We start from the raw sequence: 19687 nt of genomic DNA on the forward strand, positions 1-19687 counted from the left end.
TCACGGCCTTTATACAACGTCTGGGCGGCTTGTTCCAGCGAGACAAATTCCCATCCAAACGCATCGGAGAGCATTGGTCGGCGCGGGTTGACGCAGGGTGCGGGTTTAACTGTGCTTGAGGACCGCCGCCATCAGGATGGTGAGCACGCCGAGGACCAACGTGGCTTCCTGATAGGGGAAGTGCTGAAGGGGCTTTTTGTCGCCGAGTTCCTTGAGGTGGAGGAGGTAGAACGTCAACAGGATCGTAAAAAAGAAAATCTTGAGCATCAGGGCGTTGAAGTAGAGGCTGTTGAACGTCCCCCGGTATTGTTTGGCGAAGTGAATGTTGATCCCGCCGGTCACCAGCAACAACGTCACGAACGCGCCGGAGAGTTTCTGAAAGCGGCCGTGGATTTGGCGAAGGAACGCGCCGCGGACGTCTTTGTCCAGATGCTTTTCGGCCGCGGGCAACAGGACGAGACTGGAAAAAATAACGCCGCCGATCCAAATGAACGCCGAAACCAGATGCACCCAGAAGTTGACGATCCGAAAGATTTGATCCGCTTCCATGCTAGCCTTTGGGAATCAGCCCTTGAAATCGTCCTGCGTCGAACACCGGGGTTTCGTTGCCGAACGTGCGTTTTCGCAAAGCTTCCATGAGCTCCGGCGTGATCATGGCGACGCCTTGCTCCCGGCCAAACTTCTCCACGCGTTGCTTGACCATCTTTTGGAGGAAGAAGGGCAGCCGATGGAGGCGTTCCATCGCGGCCTCGCTCCACGGGGGCGGCGGACCGTCAAAGCTGTCGGTTAAGGGCTGGATCTTGGGTCCGCCCTTCGGGGTGTAATGGCACCACAGGTCCTCATCCAGGTAGTCCCCGTGTGAGGCGAATGGGCGCGCGCGGCAGCCGCCGCACAACTCGCCGTACTCGCAATCTCCGCACTTCCCCTTGAGCTTCGGCGCGCGCAGGTCGGCGAAGACCGGCGAGTTGTGCCACAGCGCTTCGAATCCCGATTGCCGCAGGTTGCCGACCGACAGCGGCATGAACGGGCAAGGCGTAAGGTCGCCCTCCGGCGTAATCCGTGCGTAATGCGTACCGGCCAAACATCCGCCGCCCTCGTAACCCTGGGCCTTGGTGATGGGTGACTCGGGATTCTTTTCGTAGGCGATGCGCTTGAAGTGCGGGGCGCAGCGCGAGCGCACCAGCATGCCGGGAAATTTGGTTTGAACGTCGAGCAGGTACCCGAGCACCTGCTCGTATTGCTCGGGGGTGATGTCGGACATTTCTTCGCCGCGCCCGGTGCACACGAGGAAGAACAGGTTGTAGACGCGAGCCCCCGCGCGATGGGCGAATTCCATGATCCTGGGGATTTCGTCGTAGTTCATGGAACTCGCCGTGGTATGAACCTGGAACTGCAGGCCGTTGCGGCGGCAGGCTTCGATCCCCGCGAGCGAGCCCTTGAGCGCGCCGGGCAGGCGGCGGAAGGCGTCGTGGTTGTGTTCGTCGAGCGAATCCACGGAAATCGAGACGCCCATGACCCCGGCGTCCAGCAGCTCCCGGATTTTGGCGTCGGTAAGCAGGGTGCCGTTGGTTCCCACCACGACCATCATGCCTTTGGTCGTGGCGTAGCGCGCGATCTGCGGAATATCGCGCCGCAGCAGCGGCTCGCCGCCCGTGAGGACGAGGATCGACGCCGGGTTGACGGCCGCCATCTCGTCGACCACGCGGTAGCATTCCTCGGTCGTCAGTTCGTCGATCGAGCCCGCGTCGCGCTCACCGGCCGAGAGATAGCAATGCGCGCAACGCAGATTACAGCGTTTGGTCAGGTTCCAGGCGATCAGGAAGGGTTTGAAGTCTTCCTGTCGGGGAGTCAGGAGTGGGAGGTCTAAGTCGGTCGTCACGACGATCGGTAACTTGACGGGCCGTAGAGCCCGTTCAGGGACGCGTCAGACGCAAGGCGCCGCGAGCACCGGACCTGTAGGGGCGTATTGCAATACACCCCTACAGAAACGTGAGCACCGGATGCGCAGCGGCAACGCAGCAGATGACCGTTCATGGACGGGCAACGGGTTCGGCCTTCTTGGGCATGAACTTCGCCAGGATCTCTTCCATCTTGGCGGGATTCTTCATCGCCTCTTCCATCGCGGCCTTCGCTTTTTCGATGCCCTCGTTGCAGATCTCCAGCGTGATGGCGCGCACGCCATGTTCACGAGCGTGGGTCTCGACCATGCCCTTGGTGCAATCGCGCATGTAGCCGGCCGGAACCCGCTCGATTCGTTGGACCGCGTCCCGGGTCCACTCGAACTCGGGAGGCGGCGCGGCCAGCTTTTCTTCCGCGTCGCCGGCCAGCAACTCGTCTTTCCAGCTCACCTCGGAGGCGTATTCCATGATGACCTTGCTGGCAAACTCGGTGGTGATCGTCTTGAGCCCCATCTTGCGGGCGGACTTGTCGATGATCGCCTTGGCGCGTCGCCGCATGTATCCGGACGGCACCGCTTTGAGCCGCTCCTTGGCTTCGGCGGTCCACTGGATCACCACGTCGTCGTACGCGATTTCCACTTCGACGTTGCCTTCGGCCTTGGCCGCGGCCACGATGATGGATTTGTCGATGAGTTTGAACTTGGAGCCGTCGGCCGGACAGATCGGGCATTTGACCGGCTGGCCGCCTTTCGCCAGATACCCGCAATCGCTGCACACCCAGTAGTCCAACTCGCGGCGCTCTTCGTAGCTCAAGATTTTCTGGCCCGCACTTGCCGCGGCCGTGTCGCCCATCAGCCCCATGATCTGCGCGCCCTGGGCGCCCATCAGGTCCTTCACCACCTCGTCGCTGGCTTCCATCTTGTTGCGGTCGACGCCCGCAGCGTCCAGCGTTTTCCCAAGCCCCTTCATCGCGGCCACGGCATCCGGCGGCAGGAGGTGCCCCATCGCCGCGTCCACGACTTCGTTGGAAATGATGGTATGGCCCTTCTCGATCGCGTAGCGGTAAATCGCGGTCCGGGCCACGCCGCGCGCGAAGACCGGGACCTTTTCCATGCGCTTGGCGGCTTCCTCGGTCCACGCGATCGTATACTGGGCCATGGTGTCGATCGGCGGTACGTAGGTGCGGTTGGAAATCAGGATGTTGCAGCCCGCCAGGCGCATGAGGTTCTCGGAGTTGCTTCCGATGTCCATGGTGTCGTCGGAGTGCACGCCGATGCGGCCCATCACCAGCAGCCACGGCTTGTTCTTCTTCACGTACTGCAGGCAGCGCTCGAACGCCTTGCCGTCGAGCAGCGTGGTCTTGAGCTCCATGCCTTCGGCCTGCGCGACTTGTTTCCCGATGTCCAGGTGCGCCTGGTAGATCTTGGCCAGGCCGGAGTCGATGATCTCTTCGTGCAGCTTCTCCTGCTCCTTGAACCGGAACACCTTACCGGCTTCTTCGGAGAGCACGTCCGCGATGCTGTTGAACATCGCGTAATGGAAGTAGGGGTCGAACGCCGAGATGGCCTCGACCGGCACGTTGAGGGCTTTGCCCAACGCCAGGGCGGTCATCAAACCGCCGTAGGAATGGCCGCTGCCGTCGAGCGCGCACACGATCGGACCGTCGGGCTCGATGGCCTTGGGGTTCTTCACGATGAAGAAGTCCGAGTCGTGGACCCGGCGGACCGTGCGCTCCACCACGCTCCCGATCACGCTGTCGCGGACCGCGCCCACGCCCAGGGCGCCCATGATTACCAAGTCGTATTTGTGGGTCTTGATGTCTTCGACCAGCACTTGGAAATTTTTCCCCTCCAGGAAGCGGCGCTCGAACCCCACGTTCGCGCTCTTGCACTGCTGATCCACCACGTCCAAATAACAATCGGTGATGATCTCCAGACCGCGGGTGATCAGCGAGTCGTGAATGCGGCGTTGCCGCTCCAGCTCCTTTTCGTCGTGGTACTCCTCGGGCAGGCCGGCCTCCATCTGCTTGAACCGTTTGTCGTGCATCTTCGCCGCGTAGGCGTGACTGCCGACCACGGTGGCGCCGAACTGTTGGGCGAGTTTGACCGCGAGTTCAATGGCGCGGTTGGAATGATCCGAATTGTCGACGGGAACGTAAATCGTCTTGTACATCAGGACTCTCCTCTATGACGCATCCAGCGACCGCACGTAGTGTCCGGGTAGGTGACGCCTGGGACCACCCAGGATGGTGTGCGAAAACGGCCCATTATAGTCCGAGGGGGCGGCGTTTGCAACGATTTGGACACCACGGCACCCATTCCTTACGCGGACGACGGGGTCGTGCGGGGGCGGGCAGCCCGCAGCCGGCGGCGTTTTGGCGAGAACGCGGCGGCGACGAAAAACAGCGCGGTGGCCAGGAGCACGATCGTGGCGCCGGACGGGACGTCGAACTGATACGAGATGAGCACGCCGCCCACTGAAGACCCCACCCCGAGCGCCACCGCGAACGCCATCATACCCAGCATGGTGCGTCCCATCTGATACGCAGCGGCCGCTGGGATGACGATCATCGCGAACACCAGCAGGGCGCCCACGGTTTTGAGCGACACGACCACGGTCAGCGCGATCAGGTTCAGCAAGAGGAAAAACAGTCGCTTGGACGCGATCCCGGTGGCTTCGGCCATCTCGGGGTCGAAGGTGATGAAGTGAAACTCCTTGTAGAACAGCGCGACCAGCGTCAGCACGCCGCCCGCCAACCACAACATCGCCGTCAAGTCTCCCCGCGTGACGGAGAGCACGCTTCCGAACAGGAAACCGTAGACTTCGGCGTTGTACGTGCCCATGAGGCCGAGAAACAGCACGGCGAGCGCCATGGTGAAGGTGTAGAAGATCCCGATGGAGACGTCGAGTTTCATGATTCCGCGCTGATACAGCGCGTGGACGATCCAGACGGTTCCCAATCCGAAGATGATCGCCATTGCGAACGGCGACACTCCGATCAGGTATCCGAACGTCACGCCTGCGAACGCCGCGTGGGACGTCCCGGCGCCGATAAACGACAGTCCTCTTAGGACCACGAAGACTCCGATCACTGCGCAGAGCGCACCGATGATCACCGAGGCGGCCAGGGCTCGCTGCATGAAGCCAAGGGAGAGCAGTTCATGCATGGTGGTCCCCCACGATCACATAAGGCGCGGCGCCGTGGTTGGTGACCACGATTTCCTTCCCGTACACTTGGGCGAGGGTCTCGCGCCGCAGGACGTCGGCGGGCGCGCCGGCGGCGAGCAGTCGTGTCTTAAGCAGCAGCAACCGATCAGCCGCTCCGCTGATGAGGTTGATGTCGTGGGTGACGAACAGGATGGTGAGCCGCAGGTCGCGGTGCAGCTTGGAGATCAACTCCATGATGGCGTGCTGGGTCGGCGCATCGATTCCGGTGGTGGGTTCGTCGAGGAGCAGAATCTCGGGGCGTTGCGCGAGTGCCCGCGCGATCATGACGCGCTGCTGCTGGCCGCCCGACAACTCCCCCACGGCCGCGCGCGCCAGCGGAACCAGGTCCACGGCGGCCAGCGCTTGGTTCACGATCTGTCGGTCGGCCCGCCCCGGGTAGCGGAACAATCCGATGGTGCTGTACCGCCCCATCATCACGGCCTCGGCCACGGTGAGGGGAAAGTGGGGATCGAGATGCTCCGTCTGTGGAAGATATCCGATGCGAGCACGGTGTTCGCACCGAAGGCGGTCGCAGGCGCAGTCGAAGACGCGCACCGACCCGGAAGCGGGCGAGACTAAGCCCAGGATCGCCTTGAGGAACGTGGTCTTGCCGGACCCGTTGGGCCCGATCACGCCGATAAACTCTCCGGCGCGGACCCCGAGGGTCACGTCTTCAAGCGCGAGCCGGTCGCGATAATAGATCGTGGCGTGGTCGAAGGTGATGACGTCCGCGGCGGTCACCGCAGGGCCTCCAGCAGCGTGGCCGCATTGTACCGCATCATGGACAGATAGTCGTCCGTGCCGGGAAGGGCCCCGGGCAGGGGCGTGAGCACGACCACCTTGGCTCCGGTCTCCTGCGCGAGGGCTTCCGGAATTTTGGGCGAGAGTTGCGGTTCGGAAACGATCACCCGGATCTGCTCTTTCTTGATGACGCGGACCAGCCCTGCAAGGCGCTTGGCCGAGGGCTCCGACCCGATCTGCGTGAAAATTTCGGCGCGGATGCGCAGGTCCAACCGTCTGGCGAAATACGGCCAGGCCGCGTGGTGCGTGACGATCTTGCGGTTGGGGATGGACGCGAATTGAGCGACCAGGCTTCGCTCCAAGTCGTCGAGCTGCTTGAGGTAGGCGGCCTGGTTCGCGAGGTAGGCCTTGCGGTGGGCGGGGTCTGCTTTGATCAAGCCGTCCGTGACGTGGCGGACCATGATCTGGGCGTTCTCAGGGTCCAGCCACACATGAGGGTTTCCGCCGCTCCGGCGTTCTTCGGCGCGCGACAGCCCCTGCTTCTCGTCGCCGTGACCGTGTGGCTCCTCCCCCCGCATCAGGGCGATGCCCTTGGACGTGTCCACCACGATGAGCCGGGGATTCTCGGCGTTATTGATCAGCCCATTGACCCAGACCTCGAGACCGAGGCCCACTTTGACTAGGACCGCGGCCTGGCGCACGGCTTCGACGTCGCTCGGTTTCGGCGTGTAGGTGTGTTCGCTCTCGAGCCCGGTGATGAGGCTTCGGACGCTGACATGCTCCCCTCCGACCGCCCGCACGAAATCCGCGAGGACCGGGAGCGTCGCGACCACCGGCAGCGACTCCGCAAACGCGCTGGGTCCGGCGATGATGGCGGCGACGGGGATCGCGAGGACCAGGCGCCGCAACGCGGCCCGGTTCACGTGGGGGGCTCGACGCGCGTGAGGAGGATGGTGTTCTCGATATCGTTGTCCACGAACTCGGTGGGCCGCACGCCCAGGGCGGCGGTATGCGGCATGCGGATCTTGAGTTTGTCTCTTCGCGCGAACTCCGCGATCGCCCGGATGGTGACGGTCTTTCCCTCGGTGACGGCGTCGAGGTCGAGCCACACCGGATCGTGCGAGCGGTCGAAGCGATAGCGGTACGGCAGGTTCGCCGCGCCGATCGTCATGGTCCCGGAGCCGTCGTCGTTGAAGGTAAACGTGACTTGGTTGTCAGTTGCGCGATTCGACCACGTGCCGACCAGGGTCGGCGCGAACACCCGGGGGTAGACCCACAAGGCAACCGCGGCCGCCACAACCACGCCGACCCACACCCACGGTCGCCGGCTCCGAGGAGGTGCAGGCAGGCCCGCGCCTTCGCTGGTTTGCGCGACGTCTTCCATCTATGGCTGCCACAAGTACAGAAAGCCGGGCTGCCCTGCGGGCCAGAGGTCGAGGTCGATGTTCACGACCGGCGCGGCGTAGAGACTGCCCTTGTATTCACCCGGCCTGGTGTAGGTCACCACCACGGCCGAATCGAGGCCCGCGGCTTCGCGCAGCCCGGCGACGGCGTCGTCCAGGTATCCGATTTCGTCCACGAGCCCGGCGGTTTTTGCTTGCTCAGCGGTGTAGATCCGGCCGTCCGCGAGCTCAAGGACGCGATCGCGAGCGAGAGAGGGGCGACCGGCGGTTACCGCGTCGACGAAGCGCAGGTATAAGTCGTCGATGACGGTCTGGAACAGGGCGCGCTCGTCATCGTCGAGCGGATGGAACGGGGAACCCATCCCCTTGTACGGGCCGGACGTGATCTCCGCCGTCTCCACCCCGATCTTTCCCAGGAGCCCGCTGAACGACGGCCTGACCATGATCACGCCGATGCTGCCTGTGACGGTCGTGGGTTGGGCCACGATTCGGTCCGCGGCTTGGGCGATGTAGTACGCCCCGGACGTCCCGAGATCCAGAATATGCGCGACCATGGGCACCCGCGCGCGCTGCTTGTAGGCGAGCAGCTCATGGTAGAGCGTGTCTGACGCGGTGACCGTCCCGCCGGGACTGTTGATGCGGAGAATGACGCCCTTGACGCGCGAATCTTTTTCGGCCTTGCGGACGATCTCCGCAACCTCGGACACGAGGCTCGGCCGCGTGTCTCCCAACACCGCGTTGCCGCGCTGTTGACCGGAAAGAAAGCCCGCAATCTCGACCAACAGCAGCTTGTTCTTGCCCTGACCGCTCAGGCGGGTTTCCTGCAACGGCTGGGGAACGGACCGGACATTCACCGTGATGCAGGCGGTGAGGGACAGGCCGAGCAGCAGGGCAACGGCGGTGGAAGTCCATCGTGGCATGTCGATCCTCGCGAAATCGAAGAGGCATTCTACCGTGTCGGGTCGCCACATGCAACGGCTTGTCCCCTGATGACGCGACGGCACACGGGCGGTATCGCCCCCCGGGGTGAGCGCGGGTGGAGCGGGCCGGCTACTGGAGGAAATTGATGAGCAGACCGACGAGGCTGAGCGCGAGGATGACGAACCCTAACCCCCGTTCAACGCTGGCGGAACCCGGCTGGCGGGCGGAATCCGTGGTCTTCATGGAGCACCCTGATATGAACGTGTGGCGGTGAGTATAACGCGGGGAGGAGAAGTGTCAAAGGCGCAGAGAAAAGGCAAGAACGGGATAAGGTGGTTGCTTGCCCCGCGCGAATCGCGGGGCGGCGCCACCCGTAAGGTGAGAACCGCGATTTTGATCGCAAGCCCCTGGCTCGCTGCGGGTTTGACTTCATTTTGGGCGCACGTTACACTACCGCTGCTCAAGCCCATGATGTCCGTCCAACGATGATGCCCACCTCGGTTGTCGGGCACGAATCCGACGAAGAGCTCAAATCCCTGGTGCTGCGCGGTCCCTTGCCCCGGCACGTGGCCATCATCATGGACGGCAACGGTCGCTGGGCGGCGATGCGACACCTCCCGCGCGTCGCGGGACACCGAGAAGGGATCAAATCGGTCCGGGAAACCGTGACCGCCTGCCGCGAACTCGGGATTTCTGCGCTCACCATTTATGCGTTTTCCGCAGAAAACTGGCGTCGCCCCACCTTCGAAGTGCAGGAGCTGATGCTGCTCCTGGAGCTGTATCTCCAGCGAGAGCTCGTCACGCTCATCGACAAGGACATCCGCTTTCGAACCATCGGGCGGATCGAGCGGCTGCCCGCCAGCGTGGTGGATTGGATTCGGCGGGTCGAACACCAAACCGCCGCGTGCAGTGAGATGACCCTGACGTTGGCGCTCAGCTACAGCGGCCGCAGCGAGCTGGTGGATGCGGCGCGCCGCATGGTGGCGGACGCCCAAGCCGGCGCGCTCGACCCGGCCACGATCGACGAAGACACGTTGGCTCGGTATCTGGATACGCGGGACGCTCAGGATCCCGACCTGGTCATTCGCACCAGCGGCGAATACCGTATCAGTAACTTCCTGCTGTGGCAGATCGCCTATTCCGAACTGTACTTCACCAAGACATTGTGGCCGGACTTTCGTCGCCGCGATCTGATGTTGGCGTTGCTGGATTATCAACGCCGTGAGCGGCGGTTTGGTCGCACGGGGGAGCAGCTCCAGGGGAGCACCGGGTGAGGGAACACGCCGGGCGGGTGATTACCGCCCTCGTTGCCCTCCCGCTTGTGTACGGGGCCGTAGTCTGGCTGCCGGCCTGGGCGTTTGCCGTTCTGATAGGCGTCGTGGTGGTCGTGGCCCAGGTCGAATTGTACGCGATGGTTCTCCCGCTGGCCGACCGCAGTACGTGGCGCTCCGGCAGACTGCCGGTGTTCGCACTCGGGGTGCTCGGGGGTGTGGCGCTGACTGCGATCGTCGCCAGTCAAGGCGCGCGGGCGACCGCCTTGCCGATAGCGGCGACGGGGCTCGTGGCCGGGCTTGCGGTCACCGCCCTGGCATCTGGCCGCGATTTGCGGGTGGCTACCACGGACGCCGCGTTCGCGTTGTTCGGCGTCTGGTACGTGGCGTGGCTGCTCGGGCAGATCGTGTTGCTTCGAGGCGCCCCGCGCGGTGAGTGGCTGGTCTTGTTCGCGCTCTGGGTGACGTGGCTGGCGGACGCGGCCGCGTTCTACGTGGGACGTCTCTGGGGTCGGAGGCCGCTGGCGCCGCGGGTCAGTCCTCGCAAGACAGTTGAGGGCGCGGTCGCGGCGCTTGTCGGCGGCGTGTCGGCGGCGGTGCTCGGGGCCGCGTGGTTCGTGCCGGACTTCTCCCCGGGAGAAGCCGCGGTCTTGGGAGCGCTGATGGCTGCGGCGGGAATGGCCGGCGACCTGGTGGAATCGCTCATCAAGCGTGGAGCGGGCGTGAAGGATTCGGGCGGGCTCATCCCGTCGCACGGCGGCCTGCTCGACAAGATCGACGGCCTGTTGTTTACGGCTCCTCTCATCTATCATTACGTGGTGTGGGCGAAGGGATATGGAGGCGCCGGGGCCTCGCCCTGAGGACGCGACGACGCGATGACGCGCAAGCGACTGACGATTCTCGGGTCGACCGGATCCATTGGATGTGCCGCGCTCGATGTGGCGGCGTCGTTCCGCGACGAGTTCGAGGTGGTGGGGCTGGCCTCGGGTCGGGGCGGAGACGCCTTCGAACGCCAACTCCGGGCGTGGCGCCCCCAGCTGGCATCCGTCGCGTCGGCTGATGAAGCCGTGCGCCTACGCTCCCGGTGTGCTGATCTTCCGACCGAAATTCTGGGCGGCCGCGACGCGGCGGTGACTGTGGCGGCGTCCACCGACGCCGATGTGGTGGTGTCCGCGATCGTCGGCGCGGCCGGACTCCTTCCCACGTTGGCCGCGATTCGTGCGGGTCGGACGGTGGCGCTGGCGAACAAGGAGACGATGGTGATGGCCGGCGCCCTGGTCACGGCCGAGGCCGTACGTTGCAACGTATCCATTCTGCCGGTGGACAGCGAGCACAACGCGATCTTTCAAGTTTTGGCCGGGCATCGCCGCGACGACGTCAGACGGCTGATCCTGACCGCTTCGGGCGGGCCGTTTTGGGACTTGCCCAGCGATCGGCTGTCACGGGTGACGCGCGAGGACGCGCTCCGGCACCCCACGTGGTCGATGGGTCCGAAGATCACGATCGACTCGGCCACGCTCATGAACAAAGGCCTGGAAGTGATCGAGGCGCACTGGTTGTTCGGAATCCCCGCGGAGCGGATCGACGTGGTGGTCCATCGACAGAGCGTGGTGCATTCGATGGTCGAATACCGCGACGGGTCGATTCTCGCCCAGATGGGCCCGGCCGATATGCGCGGGCCCATCGCCTATGCGTTGAGTTATCCGAGGCGGCTGCCGCTGCCGGTGCCCGCGCTCGACGTGGTGGCGCGCGGTGCGCTGACGTTCGAGCCGCCGGATCTGGTCAGGTTCCCGTGCCTAGGGCACGGATACGCGGCGCTCAAGGCGGGTGGCACCGCACCCGCGACGCTCAACGCCGCCAACGAGGAGGCCGTGGCCGCGTTCCTGGAGGGGCGGATCGACTATGTGCGAATCGCCGACACGATCGACCGGGTGTTGAACGCGACGGCCGGTGGTTCGGCGGCCACGGTCGACGACGTGTTGGAGGCCGACGCCGCGGCGCGCCGCATCGCGCGCCGCGCCCTGGGAACGGCGCCCGCGGAATCGCTGGTCTCCAGCGGCGCCGGATAATGTGAGGTGATGAATGATTGACACGGTGTTGGTGTTTCTGGTTGTCCTGGGGTTTTTAATCTTCGTCCACGAGCTGGGCCATTTTCTGGTTGCGCGCTGGACGGGGGTGCGCGTGTTGCGCTTCTCGCTCGGCTTCGGTCCCAAGATCTACAGCCGGCAGGTGGGCGACACCGAATACATGATTTCGGCGATTCCGCTGGGGGGATACGTCAAAATGGCGGGCGACGACCCCACGCAGGAGACTCCCAAACAACCGGACGAGTTCTCCGCCCGCACCTTGGGAGAACGCACGCGCATCGTTCTCGCCGGTCCCGTGATGAACATCTTGGTCGCGTTCCTGTTGATGCCCGTGGTGTACCTGATCGGGACCCAGGTTCCGGCCTTCTTGGAACAGCCGCCGGTCGTGGGGTGGGTGGAAGAGGACTCTCCTGCGCAGACCGCGGAGTTTGAAGCCGGGGACCGGATCGTGTCCATCGGCGGAACCGACGTACCCACGTGGGAGGCTGCGGTTTCCCAACTCGTGCGCAACCCCGAACAGGCGGTGGACGTCGTGGTGGAGCGCGGCGATCAGCGACTCACCTTGCCGATCACCGTGCCCGCGCAGTTCGAGAAGGGCGCAGGCACGCTGGGATTCCTCCCGGAGAAACCGCCGGTGGTGGGGATGGTCAGCCCCGGCATGCCCGCGGCCGTGGCTGGGCTCAAGCCGGGCGATGAAATCGTCTCGCTCAACGGCGAGCCGATTCATAACTGGTATCAGATGTCCGCCGCGATCCAGAAGAACCAAGGTACCCAGATGACACTGGGGTACCGGCGCGACGGCGTCGAGTCCACGGTGGAACTTACTCCCGCCATGGACGACGTCTCTGATCGGTGGGTCATCGGGATCGGGGGGAAAGACGCGACGCTGGTGCGCCAGTACGGGTTCGGCGAAGCCGTGGTCAAGGGCACGGAAAAGATGTGGGAGCTCACCGGCCTCACGTTCCAAGTGCTCGGACAGCTGTTCACGGGGAATCTGTCGATCAAGGCGTTGGGCGGCCCGATCATGATCGCGCAGGTCACGGGTGAGGCCGCGGACTCCGGGTTTACCGACGTGATACGGCTGGTGGCCTTCATCAGCCTTCAACTGGGCATCATGAACCTATTGCCCATCCCGGTGCTGGATGGTGGGTGGCTGGTGTTTTTCTTGATCGAGGCGATCCTGGGACACCCGCTGAATCGCCGCGGGTTGGAGATCGCCCAAACAGTGGGGATGGTATTGCTAATCACTCTCGCACTGGTCGTGTCGTATAACGACATAATGAGGATTATTGGGTAAGCCTGTCCATGAACGGCCATCTGCTGCGTTGCCGCTGCGCTTCCGGTGCTCACGTACAACTCAGTACGCTGCGCTCCGGTTCTCGCGGCGCCTTGCATCTGACCGTTCCTGAACAGGCTAAGGGCCAACGTCAGTGAACATCGTGAGGCGCAAGACCAGACAAATTCACGTCGGCAATGTCGCCATCGGCGGGGATGCGCCGATTTCGGTGCAGTCCATGACCACGACCGAGACGTGGCAGATCGACAAGACCGTGGCGCAGATCGCGGAGCTGGAGCGCGCCGGGTGCGAGATCGTGCGGGTGGCGGTGCCGGACGTGCCCTCGGCCGAAGCGCTGCCGGAGATTCGCCGGCAGACCGCGCTGCCGCTGATCGCGGACGTGCACTTCGACTACAAGCTCGGGCTCAAGGCCCTGGACGCGGGGGTGGATTGCCTGCGCATCAACCCCGGGAACATCGGGGATCGCGACAAGGTCGAACGGGTGGTGAAGGCCGCCAAGGAGCGGCGCACGCCGATCCGCATCGGCGTGAACGCGGGCTCACTCGAGCGCGAATTGCTCGACAAGTACGGCTATCCCACTCCGGATGCGATGGTGGAGTCGGCGCTGGCGCACATCCGCATCCTCGAGGAGCTCGACTTTCACGACATCAAGGTCTCGCTCAAAGCCTCGAACGTGGGTCTCGCGGTCGCCGCGTATCGCGCGTTCTCCCTGGTCAGCGACTACCCGCTGCACCTGGGCATTACCGAAGCGGGCACGACGTTCTCCGGCGGCATCAAGTCCGCGGCCGGGTTGAGCATTCTCTTGGCCCAGGGGATCGGCGATACGATTCGCGTGTCGCTCGCAGCCGATCCGGTCGAAGAAGTCAAAACCGGGTTCGAGATTCTGAAAGCGCTCGAGCTCCGGCGGCGCGGCGTCAACGTGGTGGCCTGCCCCACCTGCGGGCGGCTGGAGATCGACGTGATCCGCATGGCCAATGAGGTCGAGCGTCGTCTCGCACACGTCAAGGAACCGTTGACCGTGTCGATCCTCGGCTGCGTGGTGAACGGGATCGGTGAAGGCAAGGAAGCGGACATCGGCATCGCGGGCGGCCGCGGCGTCGGCTTGCTGTTCAAACACGGCGAGATCGTACGCAAGGTGCCGGAGTCCGAGCTGTTCGAGGTGCTGCTCAAAGAAATCGACGCCATGCTGGCGGAACGCGGAGAGCCGCAGCCCGCCAGCCTGCCTCTTCATTCGTAGGGCGGGTTTGACCCCGCTCCGACGAACGTAGTCCCATGCGGTATTCCACCCTGCTGATTCCCACGCTGCGCGAGGACCCCGGCGAGGCCGAGACCGTCAGCCACCGGCTGCTGCTGCGCGCCGGGATGATCCGCAAGGTCGCGGCCGGGATCTACAATTTCCTGCCGCTCGGGTTGCGCGTGCTCAAGCAGGTGGAGCGCATCGTGCGCGAAGAGATGAACCGTGCTGGCGCGCAAGAGATCCTGATGCCGTTCGTGCAACCCGCCGAGTTGTGGCAGGAGACCGGACGGTGGGGCCAGTACGGGAAAGAGCTCGCCAGGCTCAAGGACCGGCACGACCGCGACTTCTGCCTGGGCCCCACGCACGAGGAGGTCGTGACCGACCTGGTGCGCCGAGAGGTCAAGTCCTACCGACAGTTGCCGATCACGCTCTACCAGATCCAGTCGAAGTTTCGCGACGAGGTTCGCCCGCGCTTCGGCCTGATGCGCGCGCGCGAGTTCCTGATGAAGGACGCGTACAGCTTCGACCGAGACGATGAAGGGAGCAAGAAGAGCTATGACGCGATGTTCCAGGCGTATTCGCGGATTTTTGCGCGCTGCGGGCTCACGTTCAAAGCCGTCGAGGCCGACGCGGGATTGATCGGCGGCAGTTCGTCGCATGAGTTCATGGTGCTGGCGGAAACCGGGGAAGACGCGATCGCGAGTTGCGATCGCTGCGGGTACGCGGCCAACCTGGAACGCGCCGAAGCCAAAGCCACGTCCGCTGCGGAGGTGCCCTCGCCGGCAACGGTTCCTTCGGCCAAAGAGGTGTCTACCCCGGGCAAACATACCGTGGCGGAGGTGGCGACGTTTCTCAACGTGCCGACCGAGCGTTTGGTCAAAACCATGCTCTACCAGGCCGGCGAGCAGATCGTCGCCGTGCTCATCCGCGGCGACCACGAGGCCAACGACGTCAAACTGAAACGCCATCTGAAGGTCGATCACGTCGCGCTCGCCTCTGATGCAGCGATCGCCCGGACGACCGGCGGCCCCAAGGGGTTTTCGGGCCCGGTGGGCCTTGGCGGAGTCAGGATCATTGCCGATCATGCGGCGGTGGTACGCGACGCGGTGGTCGGAGCGAACAAGGCCGATGCGCACTTCGTGCACGTGGAGCCGTTTCGAGATTTTCAGATCGACGCGATCGCGGACCTGCGGAACGTGGTCGACGGTGACCCGTGCCCTCGGTGCGAGGCCGGGCGGCTGTCCATCTTCCGGGGAATCGAGGTCGGACACGTCTTTCGCCTCGGCACCAAGTACACGGAGGCCATGAAGGCTATGTACTTGGATCAGGACGGCAAGGAGCGCGCCATCGTCATGGGCTGCTACGGCATCGGCGTGAGCCGCATCGCGGCCGCCGCAGTGGAGCAGAACCATGATGCCAAGGGCATTATCTGGCCCGCGCCGCTTTCTCCTTTTGCGGCGCATCTCATCCCGTTGAGCGACAAGCCGGCGGTGGTCGACGCCACTGCACGCATCGAATCCATTCTGGCCGAAGCCGGCGTGGATGTGCTGATCGACGATCGGCCCGAGCGCCCGGGCGTGAAGTTCAACGACGCGGATCTGATCGGCATATCACTCCACGTCGTGCTCGGCGACAAGTCGCTGGCCCAGGGCGAGGTCGAATTCAAAGAACGCCGCACCGGCAACGTCCGCAAGATCAAACTCGACGACGCAGCCGGCGCGATCGTCGCCTGGGCGAACGCTTCGCAATGACCCGGCGCCCGGCTCGCTGGCGTTTGCGCGGTTTCGCAACGAACGTTCATGAATAATCCGGGCTGGACGCTCGCGCGGCCCATGTCCACGGCGCGGTCGCACTGCGCGGCTGCGGTTTACAGCGATCGCATCTATGTCTTCGGCGGCGGCGGCCAAGCCTTTGCCGCGCTCAAGACCGCCGAATGTTACGACCCCGCCAAGGACACGTGGACGCCGATCGCGACCATGCCCACCGCGCGATCAGGCATCGTCGCCGTGCCATTCCAGAACCGCATCTACGTCATGGGCGGCGGTTTCAAGAAACCCGACGGCACGTTCCAGTTCCTCACGGTGGTCGAGATCTACGATCCCGGAAAAGACTCCTGGACCAAAGGCCCCGACCTCCAACGCCGCCACGACGCCCCGGCCGCAACGGTCATGGGCGGACGGATCTACCTGGTCGGCGGCCACCTGCCGGACACACCGGGCGGCCCGTTGACCGATCCTGCGTTTAATTTCTTCGAGGTGTTCGACGTTGTCAACGGCCGCTGGCTCGAACTCTCCCCCATGCCGACGCCCCGTTTCTCCCTTGCTCTAGTTCCGTGGGAAGGTAAGTTGCTTGCGATGGGCGGCGGTGCTTTTCGCGACAACACGTTCCGTAACTTCGACGTGATTGAAGCCTACAACCCAGCCAAAGGCGCTTGGGAAACCTCAGACATCAGCCCGCTCCCATGGCCCACCGCCGGGGTGGCTGCCGTGCTGGTCAATGATTCGATCTACGTCTTCGGCGGCAACGACGGTATCGGCATTCAGCCCAAAGCTGCTCGCTACACACGCGATGCCGGCTGGACCATGCTGCCGCCAATGCCCGAACCCCGGGCCGCAGCCGCTGCGGTGACCCTCTGCAGCGCCATCTACCTCATCGGTGGTCGCGCCGCTGACGGGAGGACGCCGTCGGATACGCTCATGGCTTTCCGGAACCCCTAATCTGGACGATTTGTTTTCTGCTAACGAAAATCTGCTCGGTCGATTCCCGCCTGTTTGAGGATTGAGAGGAGGGTGCCTTTCGGGAGATCGCCGCGGTGAAAGGGCACGGTCACCCGGCGTTTTGTAGTGGGGTGGTAGTACAGGCGATGGCTTCCGGACGAGTGGTCCAGGATGAAGCCGTGACGTTCGAGGATTTTGATAACCTGTTGCGACGTCAGCGTCGGCAGCTTAGGCATACCGGACGCGTAGCGTGCTTTCCAAGACCTCCGAATCGTCTGGGATGGGTTCCCCGTGTTTTTTCAGGCTCTGCAGATACACCGCGATGGCGTCGGAGGCCATTAAGCGAGCGTCCTCGACCGTTTCGCCATACGTCACGCACCCCGGAAGTGAAGGGACAAGTACGGTGTATCCCCCCTCAGGCTCCGGCCGCAGCAGGATGCGGTAGGACAACTCTTTCTTAAGAACGGGTGCCGCTTTACGTCGTTTAGTCGCCATGCCTTGGGTTTGGAGCGTCTTTCGCCGCGATATTCCTTGCCAGCGTGCTTTTGATCGTAGCGGATCGCGTCAGATGCGGTCAAGTGCGGACTTCGTTTCGGGGTGGGCTTGCATTGCCACATGGGCCGCGATAGATTCGGTCCATGACGCGCCTTGAGCGCCTCTTGGGGATCGCGCTCCTCTTGTCCGCGCGGCGGCGGTTGCGTGCGGATGACCTGGCAAGCCATTTCAGCATCAGCCTACGAACCGTGTATCGCGACGTGCGCGCGCTGCAGGCGTCCGGGTTTCCGGTGGTCGGCACGGCTGGGGACGGGTATCGGCTGCCGCCTACGTCGCAGCTCAGGCCGCTGGCGCTTGATCCGCAGGAAGCGGAAGCCTTGGCGGTCGGCGCTCGGCTGCTGGCCGGGCTCGCCGATGCGCCGTTAAAGGACCGGCTGAAAACGGCGATGGCCAAGCTGGAGGCGGTGCTCCCGCCGGCTGCGATCGACCGGGTCGCTGATGTGAGCGAGAAGGTGGTGGTGGAAGGCTCTCGGTCGGCCACCGGGCCGCTCGCAACGCTCCTGGAAGCGGTCAATGATCGGCGCGTGGTGGATCTGACCTATGACGGCATTGCGCGCGGAGAAGTCACGCGGCGCGAAATCGAGCCGTTGGGGCTCGTGCGGTATGCCAATGTCTGGCTCATCCCCGCGTACTGTCGTCTCCGCGATGATCTCCGCGTGTTCCGCGCCGACAGGATCTTGGGCGCCAAGCTGACCGCATCCACCTTCACGCCGCGGCCGGGATTGAGTCTCAAGGACTACCTACACAAGGCCGAAATAGAGGCCGCGCGTTTCCCGCACGACTCCTGACACCCTCCTGTCACCAGCGCGTTGTATTGTCCATCCGCGTGAGGATCGGCACCACTCACCCGGAGGACAAAATGAACGCGCACACGCAAACCATCACCATCAACACCGCACCCAAGGTCGTCTTTGATTTCGTCGCCAACCCGGAGAACCTGCCCAAATGGGCCGTCGTGTTCTGCCGCGGCCTGCGGCATGAGGAATCGCGGTGGATCGTCACCACGCCCGAGGGGGACATGGTGATCCGGTACGAGTCCGACGCCAAGACTGGGGCGATCGACATGTACGTGACGGTTTCGCCGAGCGTCGAGAGCCCGGCGTTCTCGCGCGTGCTGGCGAACGGCGAGGGGTCCGAGTACGTGTTCACGTTCTTTCAGCCGCCCGGCCTTCCGGATGAGGAGTTTCGCAACCAGACGGAGGCGCTGAAGAAAGAGTTGGGTGTGCTGAAAGGACTTTTGGAGGCGTAGAGGTATCAGAACGACATTGGAGGAGGCTGATCATGGATCGAGCAGACACGACAGGACAGATTGACCGGGGGCAGGTTGTCGAGTGGGCACCGTTCGAACTGGCGGACGGGGCGAGCGAGGCCGACCTGTTAAAAGCCTCTGCGGCCCTTCAGAGCGATTTCTTGGACAGGCAGCCGGGGTTTGTTCGCCGAGAGCTGCTCAAGGGCAAAGACGGCAAGTGGGTCGACCTCGTGTACTGGAGCAACCGCGAGGCGGCGGAACGAGCCGTGCAGGAGGCGGCGGCCAGCCCGGCGTGTCATCGGTACTTTCAACTGATGCGTGAAGCGGACCACGCCGACCCCGGTGCCGGCGTGGTCCACCTCGAACGGGCCATGACGTATCCCGCTTTGCCCGTTGCGTCGTGACCCCCGGGTGATCCCGGCCAGCGACAGATCATTGACCGCCAGCTTCGTACATCAGTTTCGCCTGCGCCAGTGTGGTGCCTGACGCGTCCACTACCGACACGGTCCATTCGCCAGTCCAACTCGGATCGAGTTGTTTGCTGGACCACACGCGCCAGCGCGGGGCTTTCACGTCGAAGGTCACCGCGGCCTTGACCTCTCCGGCGTATTCCCATTTGTGCGCGACGGCCTGACCTTCGAGGCCCGTCAGTTCGGTGTAGAAAAAGACCTGGGGGACGTCGTTCGTAAGCGAGGTGATCTGGTCCGCGGGTTCGCGGTCCGCCACGCCGGTGGTGAACATGGCGCGGGCGACTTTGTCGGAAGCGGGAGCTGCTCCTGGCGGAGTGGATTCCTGGGCGAAGAGCGGGGCGGTGAGCAAGAGTCCCAAGACGGTGAACACGAGTCGTTTCATGGGAGGCCTCCTTTTTTGCGGTGCCGAGAGCGGTTGGCGGGCAAAGCCTAGCGCATTGTGTCGGGTTGGCAAGGCGTGTTGTTTAGCCACGTGAGGGGGGCTGCGGCGCGCGGGATGGCGCGCTGCACCTTGCTTCGCCATGTGAGGGGAAGCCTGCGGCGTCATAGAAGGCGCACCACTTTGTGGTGCGCTGCACATTGACATCCCTCGGGCGGCTCCGGTATCATCGATCCTTCGTTCGATACGTATGGA

At 64.0% G+C, this 19687-nt stretch carries 21 protein-coding genes; 10 read left to right on the top strand and 11 right to left on the bottom strand.

Annotation, left to right across the window (positions count from 1 at the left end):
* Positions 1 to 105: 105 nt before the first annotated feature.
* The 8 genes from AB1451_03055 to sppA form a co-directional block, all read right to left on the bottom strand.
* A complete protein-coding gene (locus AB1451_03055) occupies positions 106 to 549 on the bottom strand; it encodes a hypothetical protein (protein ID MEW6681886.1) in 444 nt (147 codons plus the stop codon).
* A 1-nt stretch (position 550) separates the two neighbouring features.
* Complete coding sequence (locus AB1451_03060) at positions 551 to 1879, bottom strand: radical SAM protein (GenBank protein ID MEW6681887.1); 1329 nt, start codon at positions 1877 to 1879, stop codon at positions 551 to 553.
* Positions 1880 to 2030: 151 nt separating this feature from the next.
* A complete protein-coding gene (locus tag AB1451_03065) occupies positions 2031 to 4070 on the bottom strand; it encodes a universal stress protein (GenBank protein MEW6681888.1) in 2040 nt (679 codons plus the stop codon).
* Positions 4071 to 4219: 149 nt separating this feature from the next.
* Positions 4220 to 5065 (bottom strand): metal ABC transporter permease, encoded by an 846-nt coding sequence (locus AB1451_03070; protein ID MEW6681889.1) that lies wholly within the window; start codon positions 5063 to 5065, stop codon positions 4220 to 4222.
* Positions 5058 to 5846, bottom strand: a complete 789-nt coding sequence (locus tag AB1451_03075; protein MEW6681890.1) for an ABC transporter ATP-binding protein — start codon at positions 5844 to 5846, stop codon at positions 5058 to 5060. Before AB1451_03075 ends, AB1451_03070 begins: the two co-directional genes overlap by 8 nt.
* Positions 5843 to 6769 carry a metal ABC transporter substrate-binding protein gene (locus tag AB1451_03080; GenBank protein MEW6681891.1) on the bottom strand — a complete coding sequence of 309 codons (927 nt, stop codon included), beginning with the start codon at positions 6767 to 6769 and terminating at the stop codon, positions 5843 to 5845. The genes AB1451_03075 and AB1451_03080 overlap by 4 nt, the downstream gene beginning before the upstream one ends.
* The gene (locus tag AB1451_03085) at positions 6766 to 7230 is read right to left on the bottom strand and encodes a DUF5640 domain-containing protein (GenBank protein MEW6681892.1); all 465 of its coding nucleotides are present in this window, start codon (positions 7228 to 7230) and stop codon (positions 6766 to 6768) included. Before AB1451_03085 ends, AB1451_03080 begins: the two co-directional genes overlap by 4 nt.
* Entirely contained in the window at positions 7231 to 8169 is a 939-nt protein-coding gene (gene sppA, locus AB1451_03090; protein MEW6681893.1) for a signal peptide peptidase SppA, read from the bottom strand. It abuts the gene before it with no gap.
* A gap of 489 nt (positions 8170 to 8658) precedes the next feature.
* Between sppA and AB1451_03095 the strand changes: the two genes are divergently transcribed.
* The 7 genes from AB1451_03095 to AB1451_03125 all read left to right on the top strand — a co-directional run bounded on the left by AB1451_03095 (position 8659) and on the right by AB1451_03125 (position 16779).
* Positions 8659 to 9444, top strand: a complete 786-nt coding sequence (locus AB1451_03095; protein MEW6681894.1) for an isoprenyl transferase — start codon at positions 8659 to 8661, stop codon at positions 9442 to 9444.
* Entirely contained in the window at positions 9441 to 10301 is an 861-nt protein-coding gene (locus AB1451_03100) for a phosphatidate cytidylyltransferase (GenBank protein ID MEW6681895.1), read from the top strand. Before AB1451_03095 ends, AB1451_03100 begins: the two co-directional genes overlap by 4 nt.
* A 15-nt stretch (positions 10302 to 10316) precedes the next feature.
* Positions 10317 to 11510 carry a 1-deoxy-D-xylulose-5-phosphate reductoisomerase gene (locus AB1451_03105; protein MEW6681896.1) on the top strand — a complete coding sequence of 398 codons (1194 nt, stop codon included), beginning with the start codon at positions 10317 to 10319 and terminating at the stop codon, positions 11508 to 11510.
* A gap of 13 nt (positions 11511 to 11523) precedes the next feature.
* Positions 11524 to 12825, top strand: a complete 1302-nt coding sequence (gene rseP / locus AB1451_03110) for an RIP metalloprotease RseP (GenBank protein ID MEW6681897.1) — start codon at positions 11524 to 11526, stop codon at positions 12823 to 12825.
* 142 nt (positions 12826 to 12967) lie between these two features.
* Complete coding sequence (gene ispG / locus AB1451_03115; protein ID MEW6681898.1) at positions 12968 to 14062, top strand: flavodoxin-dependent (E)-4-hydroxy-3-methylbut-2-enyl-diphosphate synthase; 1095 nt, start codon at positions 12968 to 12970, stop codon at positions 14060 to 14062.
* Positions 14063 to 14097: 35 nt separating this feature from the next.
* Positions 14098 to 15813 carry a proline--tRNA ligase gene (locus AB1451_03120; GenBank protein MEW6681899.1) on the top strand — a complete coding sequence of 572 codons (1716 nt, stop codon included), beginning with the start codon at positions 14098 to 14100 and terminating at the stop codon, positions 15811 to 15813.
* Between the two features lie 48 nt (positions 15814 to 15861).
* The gene (locus tag AB1451_03125; GenBank protein MEW6681900.1) at positions 15862 to 16779 is read left to right on the top strand and encodes a kelch repeat-containing protein; all 918 of its coding nucleotides are present in this window, start codon (positions 15862 to 15864) and stop codon (positions 16777 to 16779) included.
* 20 nt (positions 16780 to 16799) lie between these two features.
* On the opposite strand, the gene AB1451_03130 is transcribed toward AB1451_03125, so the two are convergent.
* On the bottom strand, positions 16800 to 17015 hold the full coding sequence (locus AB1451_03130; protein MEW6681901.1) for a type II toxin-antitoxin system HicA family toxin: 216 nt from the start codon (positions 17013 to 17015) through the stop codon (positions 16800 to 16802).
* Complete coding sequence (locus AB1451_03135; protein ID MEW6681902.1) at positions 17008 to 17274, bottom strand: type II toxin-antitoxin system HicB family antitoxin; 267 nt, start codon at positions 17272 to 17274, stop codon at positions 17008 to 17010. Before AB1451_03135 ends, AB1451_03130 begins: the two co-directional genes overlap by 8 nt.
* Before the next feature lie 143 nt (positions 17275 to 17417).
* Here AB1451_03135 and AB1451_03140 point away from each other — a divergent pair, with 143 nt between their 5' ends.
* The 3 genes from AB1451_03140 to AB1451_03150 all read left to right on the top strand — a co-directional run bounded on the left by AB1451_03140 (position 17418) and on the right by AB1451_03150 (position 18987).
* Positions 17418 to 18122: a WYL domain-containing protein gene (locus tag AB1451_03140; protein ID MEW6681903.1), complete on the top strand. Its 705-nt coding sequence runs from the start codon at positions 17418 to 17420 to the stop codon at positions 18120 to 18122.
* 71 nt (positions 18123 to 18193) lie between these two features.
* Positions 18194 to 18583 (top strand): SRPBCC family protein, encoded by a 390-nt coding sequence (locus AB1451_03145; GenBank protein MEW6681904.1) that lies wholly within the window; start codon positions 18194 to 18196, stop codon positions 18581 to 18583.
* 32 nt (positions 18584 to 18615) lie between these two features.
* Positions 18616 to 18987 (top strand): hypothetical protein, encoded by a 372-nt coding sequence (locus AB1451_03150; GenBank protein MEW6681905.1) that lies wholly within the window; start codon positions 18616 to 18618, stop codon positions 18985 to 18987.
* A 28-nt stretch (positions 18988 to 19015) separates the two neighbouring features.
* Here the strand turns inward: AB1451_03150 and AB1451_03155 are convergent, their stop codons facing one another.
* Positions 19016 to 19435, bottom strand: coding sequence for a DUF2914 domain-containing protein (locus AB1451_03155; GenBank protein ID MEW6681906.1), 420 nt, complete (start codon positions 19433 to 19435; stop codon positions 19016 to 19018).
* Between the last annotated feature and the right edge of the window lie 252 nt (positions 19436 to 19687).

Source organism: Nitrospirota bacterium (assembly GCA_040757335.1).
Taxonomy (GTDB): domain Bacteria; phylum Nitrospirota; class Nitrospiria; order 2-01-FULL-66-17; family 2-01-FULL-66-17; genus JBFLXB01.